This window comes from Sodalinema sp. (assembly GCF_046483825.1).
Lineage (GTDB): Bacteria > Cyanobacteriota > Cyanobacteriia > Cyanobacteriales > Geitlerinemataceae > Sodalinema.
In genome coordinates, this window is record NZ_JAWOCL010000259.1 from 1 (window position 1) to 13572 (window position 13572).

A 13572-nucleotide genomic window follows, 5' to 3' on the forward strand; every position below is an offset into this window, starting at 1 on the left:
ATATAAATCTTCAGCTCCCTCTGCATAAACTGCATATTCCAGAGTTTTACCCAGTTCATCAATAACCAATAAAACCGGAGCCTTAGCCGCAAAAGATACTGTTTTTATCCAATTAATAACTAAATTTCCCGGCAAATTCGGCTCAGCCGCCAAGTTGTCAACTCGGGATTGTAACTCATCTAAAATACTCGGTTTTTTACCGGGTTTACTGCGCCAAAATTCTTTGGATCCCCGTAATAAACCCCGAATAATTGTGTGACTAATCGGTTCCCGTTGCGCCTTCGCCACCGCACAGACAAATCCCTGAGCGGGAATTGCCTCCAGTTGGTCCTCTAACCCCACATCGGCAACCGCCAGGATCTGCCGTGCCAATTGTCCCGTTTCCGCCGTCTCAGCACTGCATAGCGCCGTGAAAAACTGAGCAAATGACGATTTTCCCGTTCCATAGACACTGGTGAGCGTCCAGGCGCGATCGCCCTGAGGATCGTTTAAACTCGTCAGCAGGCGCTCTAGGGTATCCACCGCGCGATCGGTGAGAATATAGCCCTTGAGCGCATCCGCATTGACAAAATCGCGCTCTACATCAATCGAACGAGAATAGCGGCGGTTGAGGCGAAACATTTGGGAAAGGGGCTGACTCATAGGGCAGCGACAGGCTCCGTATAATACTGTTCTAGGATATCGTCTGCGAGGGAGTTTGGATCTTCCGTGAAGGAGAATTGTAGTAATCCCTCCGACTCCCGCACCGCCACACGAGGGTCACGGCTTTCCACATCGGCGATCGCATCACAAATCACCCGTTCCGGCAATTTAAACGTCAACCCTGGACTGTGGGGGTCATAGGTTAATCGTGACACAGAAATGGTCTTCGCACTGCTCGTTTCAGCAAACTTTAAACAGGCATAAACAATAATCTCTGGCGGTAAGTTTTCCTTTTCCCCAATACAAAACTTATACTGCTTGCGCGATCGCGAAATCAAGCCCAACCCAGAAAACGGACTATTGATAGAATCCTCAATCGCTCCCCGCTGAAGTTCCGGTTCTGAATACATCCTAAGAATACAGTTCATGTCCTTCTTTAGAGAAGACACCGCTGTTTTCTTACCCGGACTTGCCTCACTATACTGTTCCAAGCTAGCCAACAAATCGTCTGGAGAAAATTCAACCGCATGAAAGCCAAAAAATGCGATCGCCCAAGCCGTAGCCTCTTCTGGATTTTGCAGCAACTGCCAATGCAACAACCACAAGGAAGCCGGATTTTCTAAAAACGTATCCCACCCCTCATCCCCGAGTAATTTTTCACCCAACTCCGTCGGCTGATCATCTTCCAACACCTGAAACGCATTACACCAATACCGGATAGAGCGCACCATATTCTTCCCCACCCCCAAACGCACCACAGCATCATCAGCGGTGAAGATTCCAACCGCTTCACCCTGTTGAGCCTCTTGTTGCGCTGCATCAAACCCCTTTTTCAGCCAACCAAAACGGGGGTGAAACGTCTCATGGCGTGCAAAGGCAACTTTTCGCAAATCGGGGAATAGGGCCGTTGACGTGGCAACCATAGCATCTCGGAAATCAGGGCAGGGTTTCTCATTATGCCTCTAGTTTGAGTTTGGCACAACTTGCCCCCTTACCCAATAGCCCCCAGCTCACGCCGTCTCAGCAAAGCGCACCCGCCGATAAATCTCCCCAAGCGGGAGTTCCACATCAAAGCGAGGAAACCCGATCGCCCCCTCCAACCCCTCCAACGCCCGAAACTCCCACACCCCCTCATCCCGACGAGAGAACTGCTCAACATACGGCTCCTGCTGACTCACCAGCAGATACTCGGCAAAACTGGGAATCGAACGATAGCGGCGGAACTTATCCCCGCGATCATAAGCCGCCGTTGACGGAGACAACACCTCCACAATCAGCGTCGGATTGAGAATCTCATCACTTCGCTGGTCCTGAAACACCGGCTCCCCCTCCACCACCATCACATCAGGATAGGTGGCGCGGTTGTACTGAGGCAACCACAAACGCAAATCACTGCTGTACAGCCGCAACGGACTATCTCGCAGCAAAAAGCCCAGCAACACCACCAAATTCACCGTAATCGTATTATGGGCCTCAGAACCACCCGTCATCGTCACTACCTCCCCATCTCGATACTCGTGACGCTCCAGCGACTCCGCCTCAAAGCGTCGATAGTCCTCCAGACTGTAGCCTCGACGCACCTCTGACGTATCCACCTCAACCACTGGGGGGGATGTTGCTAAACCCATAGTCTCAACCTCTCACTATCACAACCTAGGCTCTCACCCTCACCAACCCCTAGTTTAAAGTATCCTCATCCCGCTCCGGTTGCGCCAAATGCTGTAACTTCTCATATAACGGCGATCGCCCCTCAGACGGCCGAAACGGGTTAATCGGCTCATGCAGTCCCATCTCTCGTCCCTCCTCCGGTAACGACTCCTCCATCTCAATCGGTTCAGCCTCAGGAATCTCCTCCTCTAGCCGCACCACTCCCGGCAAACTCCCACACATCAACCGTTCAAACTCACCATTAAAATGTTGCACCGGCATCCCCCGCCGTTGCCATAACACCAACAACTGATTCACCGAAACTCCCTTATAGCGCCCCTGATACAACGCCTCCAGAATCGCCAGGCGCAACCAATGCACAGGAATCTCCTGTCGCCAGCGTTCCACAAACCCCTCCGCCGTCTCCCCCGCTAAATCGAAGCCATAATACCTCAGGAGAGCGATCGCCTCTCGTCGTGCTGCCTTGTCCGTAGAATCCCGCACCAATGCTTGTCTCAAAGGTATGAACAATCGACTCAAACAACCATCTCAACCCTAGCGAGTACACCGCAACCCTCCCCGCACCGCACAGCGTTCAGGATTGCTAAACGATCGCGTGTTGCCATTCCAATCAAAATCACTAATCCGTAAACTCAACCCCCCAATCTCCTGTTGCGGATTCACAAAAATCGTCACCCCATAGGTGCGGCGGCTATATTCAAGCGTAAAGTTGGTACTAAAATTCTCCCCCGAATCCAAGTTAATCGACGTTTGCACCCCAGCCCGAAACGGCCCATAAATTTGTTGAACTAGGCCCAAGCGTAACACCCTCGGGTCAGCAATGCGGTCAAACAAGAACGGCGATTCTCCCGAACCCAAGGTTTCGGAATACTCAATATTCAGCGACGTATAATCCAAGACATTGCGGGAAAAATTACCAAACTGGGCCTGCATCCCCACCGTTCCCTGTAACGACGTTTCCGAATCCCCATTACTATAAAACCCAGCAATGCCCCGAGCCGCCACATAGGCCTGCACAAAGGGAACCACCGGCACGGGAGTATAGCGTAACCCCTCCTCCGCCGTCGGCGGTAACGCCTCCCCTTGCCAGAGGGTAAAGCCGCGCCGCAACACCGCACTCCCCTGATAGCGCGTCAAAGAGGCCCGATTATTCTCCCGAATCGGCTCCAACAGACTTAAATCATCGGTATCCGACTCAATCCGGTTCACCCCAACCTGATAATTCAGAGAAATTCCCGTCGACCCCAACGTATATTGAGGGGATGACAGCACCGCCCCAAAACTACTGTATACCGTCTGAAAGCCCAACGACCCATTAAAGAGGCGATCGCGGAACCCATATTCCCCCGTCAGCGTATGATCCCCCACCAACTGCGACAACCGCGCACTGGCCCGTAAATCCTCCTCCGAATCAAACTCAGCAAAATCCAGATTCAGCACATCCACATCCGCCGTCAGAATCGTCGTCGGCGAAAAACGGCCCCGAGCCTGCACCACCGTACCAAAGTTATCTAACTTGACAAAATTGCCATCACGAATCCCCTGTTCCACAAAATACTGAGGGGTGACACTCAGAGAAAACACCGGCGTATCCACCAAATTGAACCGCCGCTGCACAAACAAGCCACCGCGATCGCGCCCATCATAGCCAATCTGCAAAAACGGCTCCTGTTGTTCCCGGCGATCGAAAATAAACCGTCGTCGCGGAATCCCAATCGAAAAATTATCATCAAACACCAATCGCGGCCGTTCCAGGCGCAACTCATCCCGCAGCGGATCAATACTCCTTAACCGGGCGCGATCGGCCCGAATCTCCAACTCAGGCGGTGAAAACGGGTCATTGGTGATGCTAACATCCTCCGCCTCCCAGCCTTGGGCCGTAAACGTCACCTCGCCCGCCTCAAAACGGAAATTATTAATCGTTCCCGCGCCTTGAGTACCAGGAAGTCCCTGGCCACCGCCAACCCCTAACTCAATACTCCCCCCCGGACTCACCCGCAACGGCTGCTGATCGCGAATGCGATTACTCTGAGGCGCATCCGTCAACCCCCGCGCATCCACCGCCACCGGCAACAGAGTGCTACCAGGGGTTTCAATCAAACCAATCTCGGCCTCCGTCGCACTCCCCAAACGCCGCTCACTGGTAACTTCCCCCCGGGCCTGCCGAATTTCCCCCGTTTGTTGCACAAAGTTATAGCGAAACTCCTCTCCTCGCAGCACTTGTCCCGGCAAAGCTAAGGCGACATTCCCCTGGCCTCGCGCCATCCGCGTCAGTAGATTCACCTCCAGGCGATCGGCATCTAGCACCGAATCCCGATAGCGCATCACCACATTACCCACCGCCGTAAAAATCTGCCGCCGCTCGTCAAACTCCTGATAATCAGCCGTGACTTCAATCGGCGTCTCAAGTTCCAAGGGTCCCTGTAACGTTTGCCCATTGACCTCAAGATTGTCCTCTGACAAGGGTTTAAAGGCTGGCTCATCCCCCTCCTCATCTGGAACCGGAAACATCCCAGAACTCGGTGTGAGGGGCGGAATGGTTAAAGGCGGACGGGTCATCGGAACTGGACTGGGTTCAGGAGGGGCGATCGCCCGCTCAACAGTCAACGTCCTTGCCGATTCATCCCCAGGCGACATCTTCGACGCAAGTTCATTGACTTGTCCGAGATCCAACTCAGGAGATGACTTCAGTTGCTTGTCCATAGCAACCTGAACCATCGGTGCAGGGGTGGGGGGAGGCGCCGGATAAGTCATCTGACGAAACGCAAAAAGATCGATGTCATCGTAACGGGTTGAGTGAGTCCCATAGGCCAGCCAATCATATGGAGGATGCGTTGATTAGAGTACTGGCGATCGCCCCCAGACAGCAAGGGGGGTGCGAGGAACCCGCACCCCACCTATTTGTTATCGATTCATGGCTGTGCAACGTCATTCAGGCACGTTTCACAGCTTTTGAGATCAATCTCTATTCCACGTCCCGCTGTCCAGGGTTCCGTGCCGGATCACTCGAAAGGAATCCAAACACGAACAACAACACGAAAAACGCGACAACAGCGTAAACGACAAGTTTAAGGGCTACCATGATCTGAACTCCGAGGGATTTACAAAAATATTTTTCACGGCCGGCTGCGATCGCGCCCACCGCATTAAAACCGTATCCCATCTTACCGTTAATTTGCCCATTCCTGCCCGCGATCGTCAAACTTATCCCCCAATCTTGACAATCCATAATCATTATGAGTACACTTTAGAAGTGATAGTCAATCATCACCGCTCATCCCCGCCCGATTGAGCAGCACCCATGAGACTCGAAGACATCCCCATCGCCCAAATTCGCCGTCCCCTCCCTCGGGCCAACGACCCCAACAAAGTCAAAGCCCTCATGGACTCCATCGCCGAAATCGGTCTCCAGGAACCCATCGACGTTCTCGAAGTAGACGGACAGTATTACGGATTTTCCGGCTGTCATCGCTACGAAGCCTGTCAACGACTCGGCCATCAGACCATACGCTGTCGAGTGCGTCGCGCCCCCAAAGCCGTCCTCAAAATGCACCTCGCTTAGCCCCAATCTCCCCCTATCGATTGAACCGCCGCGTTGGGCTTCCCACCTCCGATAGAGACATGAAGCCGCAAAATTAGCTTAAACTTTGTAACAGTAGGGTGTAACGCCCCAAACAAAAGCATTCACCCTATCCCAGATCTCAACCATTCATTAGGAGCCTATTGTATGCCCACCATGCCCATCGAAATCGGTATCGACGAGAAATCCCGCAAAGCGATCGCCGAAGGACTCTCTCACCTCCTCGCCGACACCTACACCCTTTACCTCACCACCCATAACTTCCATTGGAACGTGACCGGTCCCATGTTCCAAACCCTGCATACCATGTTCGAGGAACAATACACCGAACTGGCCATGGCCGTCGATGAAATCGCCGAACGCATCCGCACCCTCGGCTACGCCGCCCCCGGAACCTATAGCCAGTACGCCAAACTCACCTCCATCGCCGAACCCGAAGGCGTCCCCGCCGCCAAAGAGATGATTCGACAACTGGTCGAAGCCCAAGAATCCGTCGTCCGCACCGCTCGCAGCCTCTTCCCCATCGTCGAAGAAGCCAACGACGAACCCACCGCCGACCTCATCACCCAACGGATGCAAATCCACGAAAAAACCGCCTGGATGTTGCGTAGCCTCCTCGAAGGCTAAAGCCCAATCAGCCAATCCCTCTGACGGATGACCAAATCTCAATCCGCCACTGAATCCACCACCAATCGAACCGACCGCCTGCGTACCCTCATGACGCAGGCGGGAATTTCTAGTTTTCGGGAACTCAGCCGCCGCGCCGCCGTCTCCCAATGGCAAGTACGACAAGTGCGAACCGGGCCGCTCTCAAACCTGCGTTGGGGAGTTCTCTGCCAACTGAGTCAGGCATTGAACCTCAGTCCCAGTCAACTCATCGCCGCCCTAGATCGCCCGTCCAACCCAACCGTAACCGCAACCGGCGACTCTGACCTGAGGGATGGGGAGTCCCTCAAACAAGAATACCAACGGCTGCAAGCCCAACTCGACCAACAATCGAGCCAACTGCAACAGGACTTTCAACGGGAGAGTTTAGAGCAACTCGAATCCTTCCTGCGGTTTTGGCCCACCGCCGCCGCGAGGGTGCAGCAAAACCCGCAGCTTCCGGCCAAGAATATCTTGCCCCTCATCCGTCCCTTGCAGCAGCTATTAGAAGATTGGGGGCTAATTCCCATTGGCGACATTGACGCGATCGTTCCCTACAACCCCCAGCAGCATCAACTCAAACAAGGACAGGCCAACCCCGGCGATCGCGTCCGCATCACCCATCGCGGCTACTATCACGGCGACTGCCTCCTCTGGCGAGCCCAAGTTGACCCCCTCCCAGACCGCCACTAGCGAGGGAAAACTCAGACCATGCAAGAACTCCAGCAGCATCGACAATGGATGAACTACGCCCTGAACCTGGCCCAAGAAGCCGGAGAACAAGGAGAGGTTCCCGTCGGGGCGGTCGTCGTCGATGCCCAGAATCAACTCATCGCCCGTGCCAGTAACCGCAAAGAGCGCGATCGCGACCCCACCGCCCACGCCGAAGTTCTCGCCCTACGAGACGCCGGCCGCCTCCTCAACCGCTGGCATCTCCAAGGCTGTCGCCTCTACGTCACCCTCGAACCCTGTCCCATGTGTGCCGGGGCGATCGTCCAGTCTCGCATTAGCCAACTCATCTACGGCGCCGACGATCCAAAAACCGGCGCCATCCGTACCGTCGTCAACCTGCCCAACAGCCGCGTCTCGAACCATACCCCCCAAGTCATCGGTGGTATCCTAGAGCAGTCTTGCCGGCAACAACTGCACCACTGGTTCGCACAGCGTCGCCCGCCCAAACCCAGCGTTCAGACAGCCCAACAAACTGGCTGAACCAGCAATTTCCCCGTGACGAGATCCCCTTAACCTAAAAACAACTCAGCCCAAGCCAACCTTAGCTAGAGTGACCCTGAGACCCGTTCTCACTCCCCCAACCGGATCCGATTCTGTCGTCACCTCTCCCCCAAATCCATGACTCAGTTGCACTCGTCCGCCCAACCGGATTCCGACACTCACGTCAGCACCTACCTGCCCAACACCTCACCCCCCAACGCATCTGCCAATCCCTCCATGTCTTCCCCGGTTCACCCCACCTCCGTCTCCTCCCAAGTCTCACCCTGGCTCACCGCCATCCTCTATCCCCTGGCCCGCTATCTCGTCTTACCCAGTTACTTCCGCCACATCCACATTAGCGGCCAAGAGAACCTACCCCAATCCGGCGCCACAATCCTCGCTCCCACCCACCGCTCCCGCTGGGACCCGATTCTCGTCGCCTACGCCGCCGGCCACCCCATCAGCGGCAAACATCCTCATTTCATGACCTCCGCCAACGAAACCCAAGGCCTCCAAGGCTGTCTCGTGCGACGTCTCGGGGCATTCCCCGTCGATCTCGGGCGAGCCGGAATCGGCAGTTTACGTCATGGCTTAGAATTACTCATCCATCAACAGATGTTAGTGATTTTTCCCGAAGGGAACGTTTTTTTTATCAAACGAAACCTAGAGAAATGCCAACCGGATCCCGAACAAGTCTATACCATGAAACCCGGCTTAGGACGTTTAGCCGTTCAAGCCGTTCGCAGCCAGGCCAACCGTGAGCAGCCCCTTGACGAGCAGAATCAGGAGCATACTTCTGGCCAGGCCACCCCAGGGAGTCGGCTTCAGATTGTCCCCATCAGCATTCGTTACAGTAGCGGCACCCCGAAATTTCGTTGTGATGTCTCAGTTTGTATCGGCGAGGCGATCGCCGTCCAACCCGATTTAGAAAAGACTGGCTCCAAACAAGCCGCCAAATCCCTCATGGCGCGAGTCCAATCCGCCCTAGTCGCCCTACACCAACGAGTCAGCCCCTAACATCCCTAAAATCTTGCCTTAACCCACATCGCCAATGTTGCGCAAATTTTGCTCCAACACTGCGATATAATAATCGAGTTTTTTTCAGCCTCTGCGAAAACATGGCGAATCCGACCCTACTTCTCATTAGCCTAATTACCAGCTTTTTTCGAGAACGATTTATTCGCAAAACCCGCAACCTTGAACAAGTCCAAGACAAATTTCTACTGACATTATTGCGAGACTATCAGGACACCCAATTTGGCAAAGACTACGGATTTTCCGAGATCAAAAGCGTCGCTGAATTTCGGGAAAAAATGCCCATTCTCCCCTATGCCAGCTACGAACCCTACATCGATCGCATCGCCCAAGGAGAAACCAACGTCCTCCTCCCCGATCCCGTCGTCTATATCACCCTAACCAGCGGTTCCACCGGCAAGAAAAAACTCATCCCCACCAGCCGCAAATCCCAAACCGTCCTACGTCGAGCCAACCTCACCAGCATGGGTTTCGTCCAACAGGCCCTACAACGTCGGGGGCTGAAATTCGGCAAACTCCTCCTCACCAACTCCGCCCTCATGTGGGGAACCACCGAAGGCGGCATCAACTATGGCCCCGCCAGTGTCGGTGTCATGCGCATGGACGAACGACTCTATAAAGTCCTCTTCGCCAATCCCTTTGAAAGCCTCCTCCCCGCCGATAGCGTCGCCCGTCACTACATCGCCATTCTCTTCGCCGTCAGCGATCGCAGCACCCGAGGCATGATTGCCAACTTTCCCATGTTGATCCTGCGCATGTGCAACTATCTCGAACGCTACGGCGAAGAGATGATCCAAGACATCGAACAGGGAACCATCGCCTCCTGGCTGCCCCTAGAACCCGAATTACGCCCCACCCTTGAGTCCCTCCTTAGTCCTGACCCCCAACGCGCCGCCGAGCTACGTCAGGTGCTGCAACAAGACGGCCGACTCACCCCAAAACAGGTCTGGCCTGAGTCCTTTTTCGTCACCGCCGCCCGAGGAGGAACCTCCGACTTTTACTTCCGCCGTTTCCCCGAATACTTCGGCGATACCCCCATCTTTGGTGCTGTCTTCTCCTCCGCCGAAGGCACCTTTAGCATCTACCCCGATCTCGACACCGACGGCAGTATTCTCTCCCTAGAAACCGGCTTTTTTGAATTTATCCCCGAATCTCAATGGCACGTCGAGCAGCCCCAAACCCTACTTCCCCGTGAAGTTAAAATTGGAGAACGCTATCGCATCCTCCTCAGTAGCTATGGCGGCTTTTTCCGCTATGACATCGGCGATATCATCGAAGTCGTTGGCTTTTATAACCAAGCCCCCCTCATTGTCTTCAAACACCGCAGCGGCGGCATGATGTCCTCCACCACCGAAAAAACCACCGAAGACCATGCCACCCGTGTCATGGATCGCCTACAAGCCGAATTTGGCATCACCTTTGAGGACTTTTGCCTAACCCTATCCGGCGATGAATTTCCCGCCCGTTATTTAGTCAATATCGAACTCGCCCCAGGCGACCAACTCAGCGATCCCGTTGCCTTCTTGCGTCGCTTTGATGAACAACTCGCCGCCGAAAACACCCACTATCAAATTTCTCGGGGTAGTGACATTCCCGCACCACGGCTGCGTCTATTAAAGCCAGGAAGTTACGACTTGCTACGACAGGAACAAGTTGAGCGTGGCATTCCCGATTCTCAGTTGAAATTTCCCCATATCACCGAGGATCGAGAGTTTCTCGCTAACTTACCCCTAGCCCAAGAGGTGAGACTCCCCGAAGACCGTCCATTAACACCCCAGGAAGTGTCCTGATGACGCTCTTGCCAGAATCGTCTGGAGCGAAGAGTGAAGCCAAGACTATCCTGAGCAGGGAACTCCAGGAATGAAATAGGGATTAGCCGGTGCAATCGTTTTGGCCATCCCTCGTTCCTTCAAACCCGTTTATGTCTGTGCCTCTTGCTCTCTCGCCAAGTTCATTGATGGCTTCGGGTGTCACCTCACCGGAGCCATCGAGTTGGAATCAACAGGTCTATCAACGCCTGAAATTGGCGATCGCCCTCGGATTGCGTCGGCAGATCTTTTTAGCGGTCTGTGATGATAAAACTCATGCCAGTGAGTTAGCCATTGCCTTACAATCAGAAGCCGATTTAAGTCAGTCCACCTGTTTAGCCAGCATTCAACTGACTCCCACACAAACCCAAATTTTAGAGCAGATCCGTCAAGGATTACCTCAAAAAATCTCAGGCAGTAGTGCCATTTGTTTACAACTCTTGGGAATTGCAGACTTTACCCGTCAATCTGCCAACTTACAATGGTCTTTTCTGCGGCAACTACGAGAAATTCCTCAACAGTTATCCCAATTGGATGCTGAAACCTCTGACGAGAGTCTTGGCAGTTTAGTCTTTTGGATTTCTCGACCCTGGCTCTACCAAATTCAACACTCCGCTCCAGAATTTTGGCGATCTTGTACCGGAGTCTTTGAATTTTGTAGTGAACCCCTACCCAGCCATTACCAGCGTCCGCTTCACCACTCTAGCCCCAGCGCCCAAACCGCCACCCCTCCCAGACCTCAAAACACCGTTCCCCAAGAAACCGTTAGCATTTCCGCCTCAGCCTCTCCCTCAACAGGCTCTCTCTCAACAGGCTCTTCAGAGCCAATGGTGTGGCAATTTGTTCCCAGGTCTCTCGTGCAACTGGTTACCATCACCCAGGATGAACTACCCGGACATCAGCCCCTAGACCGCTTACAGCAAATCGAACGGCTGCACCGTTTACGACCTCCGGGCGATCGCCTGGCCATCCAATATCAGGAGTTCGCGAACCTCTACCGCGATCGCCTCCAACAAGACTGCGATTTAGTCAAATGTACCCGAGTCGGAATCGCCGCCTATCGTCAGGCCCTAAAATCTTGGCAGATCTCCCCTCCCGAAGAGCCAGGACGACTTCTAGCCACCTTTAACGACCTAGGAACCCTCCATTGGCTCCTCGGTCGCCATGACCACCGAGATCGCCGCGTGCCGGAATTAGAAGCCAGTCTCCAAGCCTATCAACAGGCCATCGCCACCCTAGAAACCGTCCCCAAACCCGACGTTGAAACCACCCTCCATCACAATCTCGGCTCCGTCTGGGCTGATCTCGGTCGCACTCGCCAACAGGCCAACGACTGGCACCAGGCCATCGCCGCCTTTGAAACAGCCCTGAACCCGTCCCAACGCCAAGCCGACAGTCCCTCCCGTCTAGCTCAAGAGGCCTCGATTCAAAATAACCTCGGTACCGCTTATTGGAGTCTAGCCCAGTTTGAAGCTCCCAAACCTTGCTTAGAGCGAGCCATTGCCGCCTATGAAGCGGCCTTGACCTATTACACCTGCGATCGCGATGAAATGACCTACGCCATGTTGCAGAGTAACCTGGGAACCGCCTACTGGACCCTCTCCGACTCCGGGACATCCCTAGAGAACTTGCAGCGAGCCATCATCGCCTATCAAGAGTCCCTCACCTACCGCACCCCCGAGCGTTTTCCCGCCGGCTGTGCCGCCACCCAAAACAACCTGGGAACCGCCTATTGGCATCTGGCCCAACAATCGCCCCCAGAACAGGCTCTCGCTATTTTGCACCAAGCCATCAACTCCTATCGCACCGCCATTGACGTCGCCGCCTCACAAACGGCCCTGAGTTTCGACCGTTACGCCACCTATAACAATCTCGGTTTAACCTATTACTATTTAGGAGTTCATCCTCAATGCGATCCCCAACACCGCTTAGGACATATTGAAGCGGCCTTAGAGCAACATCTAGCCGCCTTTCACGGTTGGCGATCGCAACCCCAGCGACAAAAAACCGCTCAAGATGCGATCGTGCGTACCTTACGAGCCTGCTATGACTTCGGCGGCATGGCAGCCCAAGCGAAAGCCTTTAATCGGCTTCCAGCGACCCTATTACCCGAGATTATGGGACGGCTCTGACGTGATAAGCGAAGCGTTAGTGAATGGACCCTCAAGAGAACGTGAATCTTGCACCGAACCCCTGAACTACCCGTGGGGTCGCGACCTGTGTTAAGTTGAAGCCGATGTTTCTGATCTAGTTAAACGTATGGCTCGTATTGAATTTGCCAAGGGTGTTAAAGAAGACGTCGTCCCCGACGTGCGTTTAACCCGTTCCAAAGATGGATCGAATGGACGGGCGATTTTTTACTTCCAAAACCCGCAAGCCCTCGACCCTGAATTTGGAGAAGAAATCACCGGTATGTACCTCATTGACGAAGAAGGGGAACTGGTCACTCGGGAAGTCAAAGGAAAGTTTGTTAATGGTCAAGCCGAAGCCGTAGAAGCCATTTACCCGATTAAATCTGAGCAAGAATGGGATCGCTTCATGCGGTTTATGGAGCGGTATGCCCAAGAAAATGGACTTGGCTTTTCCAAAGCCTAAGCCGGCGATCACATCGCAATTTAGATGAATCTAAGTTGGACTCAACTCGATATCAAAACCCTTTTAAAAAACAGTGATAGCAGTTGACAGTTCATTGGGATCAAGCCCGGTTATCATCATGTGATCGATCTGAGTTGGTATCTTCTTCTGACGTCTTGTTCCATCTGGCGACTGCTATAAAACCCCGATGTCCTTAAAACATCGGGGTTTTCATACCAATTTTCAGAAGTCGTGCCATAGATGTCTGTCCGAGAGCCCCGCCCTAACCCCGAGCGTGGAGGGGATAGCGGTTCGCCCTGCTCGGTGTCAGATCGATAGCAAACATCTCGAAAAATGGGATCACACTGAAAACAGGATGGCAGAAACAATTCAGCCCTGAATCGGCCG

13 protein-coding genes and 1 pseudogene are annotated in these 13572 nt (G+C 53.9%); 8 read left to right on the top strand and 6 right to left on the bottom strand.

Translation table 11 applies throughout. The features are described from left to right. From R6U67_RS16580 to R6U67_RS16605, 6 genes and pseudogenes are all read right to left on the bottom strand, one after another. Nucleotides 1-642: pseudogene (locus R6U67_RS16580) on the bottom strand (hypothetical protein); the annotation flags it as partial. Further along, nucleotides 639-1565 carry a DUF4007 family protein gene (locus tag R6U67_RS16585; RefSeq protein WP_068787476.1) on the bottom strand — a complete coding sequence of 309 codons (927 nt, stop codon included), beginning with the start codon at nucleotides 1563-1565 and terminating at the stop codon, nucleotides 639-641. The pseudogene R6U67_RS16580 and the gene R6U67_RS16585, both read right to left, overlap by 4 nt. A gap of 87 nt (nucleotides 1566-1652) precedes the next feature. After that, nucleotides 1653-2270, bottom strand: a complete 618-nt coding sequence (locus tag R6U67_RS16590) for a Uma2 family endonuclease (protein ID WP_410253583.1) — start codon at nucleotides 2268-2270, stop codon at nucleotides 1653-1655. A 49-nt stretch (nucleotides 2271-2319) separates the two neighbouring features. Beyond that, entirely contained in the window at nucleotides 2320-2808 is a 489-nt protein-coding gene (locus R6U67_RS16595; RefSeq protein WP_410253584.1) for a hypothetical protein, read from the bottom strand. A gap of 36 nt (nucleotides 2809-2844) precedes the next feature. Further along, nucleotides 2845-5064 (bottom strand): DUF3769 domain-containing protein, encoded by a 2220-nt coding sequence (locus tag R6U67_RS16600; protein WP_410253585.1) that lies wholly within the window; start codon nucleotides 5062-5064, stop codon nucleotides 2845-2847. A gap of 211 nt (nucleotides 5065-5275) precedes the next feature. Continuing rightward, nucleotides 5276-5392 carry a photosystem II reaction center protein I gene (locus R6U67_RS16605; protein ID WP_087709011.1) on the bottom strand — a complete coding sequence of 39 codons (117 nt, stop codon included), beginning with the start codon at nucleotides 5390-5392 and terminating at the stop codon, nucleotides 5276-5278. Between the two features lie 219 nt (nucleotides 5393-5611). Here R6U67_RS16605 and R6U67_RS16610 point away from each other — a divergent pair, with 219 nt between their 5' ends. The 8 genes from R6U67_RS16610 (at nucleotide 5612) to psb28 (ending at nucleotide 13185) form a co-directional block, all read left to right on the top strand. Continuing rightward, entirely contained in the window at nucleotides 5612-5872 is a 261-nt protein-coding gene (locus R6U67_RS16610; RefSeq protein ID WP_410253586.1) for a ParB N-terminal domain-containing protein, read from the top strand. 174 nt (nucleotides 5873-6046) lie between these two features. Then, nucleotides 6047-6517: a Dps family protein gene (locus R6U67_RS16615; RefSeq protein WP_410253592.1), complete on the top strand. Its 471-nt coding sequence runs from the start codon at nucleotides 6047-6049 to the stop codon at nucleotides 6515-6517. A 27-nt stretch (nucleotides 6518-6544) separates the two neighbouring features. After that, nucleotides 6545-7228, top strand: a complete 684-nt coding sequence (locus R6U67_RS16620) for a helix-turn-helix domain-containing protein (RefSeq protein WP_410253587.1) — start codon at nucleotides 6545-6547, stop codon at nucleotides 7226-7228. 18 nt (nucleotides 7229-7246) lie between these two features. Then, nucleotides 7247-7747, top strand: a complete 501-nt coding sequence (tadA, locus tag R6U67_RS16625; RefSeq protein WP_410253588.1) for a tRNA adenosine(34) deaminase TadA — start codon at nucleotides 7247-7249, stop codon at nucleotides 7745-7747. A 138-nt stretch (nucleotides 7748-7885) separates the two neighbouring features. Then, nucleotides 7886-8764, top strand: coding sequence for a lysophospholipid acyltransferase family protein (locus R6U67_RS16630; RefSeq protein ID WP_410253589.1), 879 nt, complete (start codon nucleotides 7886-7888; stop codon nucleotides 8762-8764). A gap of 101 nt (nucleotides 8765-8865) precedes the next feature. Then, nucleotides 8866-10572: a GH3 auxin-responsive promoter family protein gene (locus tag R6U67_RS16635; protein ID WP_410253590.1), complete on the top strand. Its 1707-nt coding sequence runs from the start codon at nucleotides 8866-8868 to the stop codon at nucleotides 10570-10572. A gap of 131 nt (nucleotides 10573-10703) precedes the next feature. Continuing rightward, nucleotides 10704-12722, top strand: a complete 2019-nt coding sequence (locus R6U67_RS16640) for a tetratricopeptide repeat protein (RefSeq protein WP_410253591.1) — start codon at nucleotides 10704-10706, stop codon at nucleotides 12720-12722. Between the two features lie 127 nt (nucleotides 12723-12849). Further along, nucleotides 12850-13185, top strand: a complete 336-nt coding sequence (gene psb28 / locus R6U67_RS16645; RefSeq protein ID WP_087708925.1) for a photosystem II reaction center protein Psb28 — start codon at nucleotides 12850-12852, stop codon at nucleotides 13183-13185. Nucleotides 13186-13572 lie beyond the last annotated feature (387 nt).

What these genes read in the sequence shown, in the direction of transcription:
- psb28 (WP_087708925.1), top strand. Translation starts at nt 12,850, where the DNA reads ATGGCTCGTATTGAATTTGCCAAGGGTGTTAAAGAAGACGTCGTCCCC.
- R6U67_RS16640 (WP_410253591.1), top strand. Translation starts at nt 10,704, where the DNA reads ATGTCTGTGCCTCTTGCTCTCTCGCCAAGTTCATTGATGGCTTCGGGT.
- R6U67_RS16635 (WP_410253590.1), top strand. Translation starts at nt 8,866, where the DNA reads ATGGCGAATCCGACCCTACTTCTCATTAGCCTAATTACCAGCTTTTTT.
- R6U67_RS16630 (WP_410253589.1), top strand. Translation starts at nt 7,886, where the DNA reads ATGACTCAGTTGCACTCGTCCGCCCAACCGGATTCCGACACTCACGTC.
- R6U67_RS16615 (WP_410253592.1), top strand. Translation starts at nt 6,047, where the DNA reads ATGCCCATCGAAATCGGTATCGACGAGAAATCCCGCAAAGCGATCGCC.
- tadA (WP_410253588.1), top strand. Translation starts at nt 7,247, where the DNA reads ATGCAAGAACTCCAGCAGCATCGACAATGGATGAACTACGCCCTGAAC.
- R6U67_RS16590 (WP_410253583.1), bottom strand. Translation starts at nt 2,270, where the DNA reads ATGGGTTTAGCAACATCCCCCCCAGTGGTTGAGGTGGATACGTCAGAG.
- R6U67_RS16600 (WP_410253585.1), bottom strand. Translation starts at nt 5,064, where the DNA reads ATGACTTATCCGGCGCCTCCCCCCACCCCTGCACCGATGGTTCAGGTT.
- R6U67_RS16585 (WP_068787476.1), bottom strand. Translation starts at nt 1,565, where the DNA reads ATGGTTGCCACGTCAACGGCCCTATTCCCCGATTTGCGAAAAGTTGCC.
- R6U67_RS16605 (WP_087709011.1), bottom strand. Translation starts at nt 5,392, where the DNA reads ATGGTAGCCCTTAAACTTGTCGTTTACGCTGTTGTCGCGTTTTTCGTG.
- R6U67_RS16610 (WP_410253586.1), top strand. Translation starts at nt 5,612, where the DNA reads ATGAGACTCGAAGACATCCCCATCGCCCAAATTCGCCGTCCCCTCCCT.
- R6U67_RS16620 (WP_410253587.1), top strand. Translation starts at nt 6,545, where the DNA reads ATGACCAAATCTCAATCCGCCACTGAATCCACCACCAATCGAACCGAC.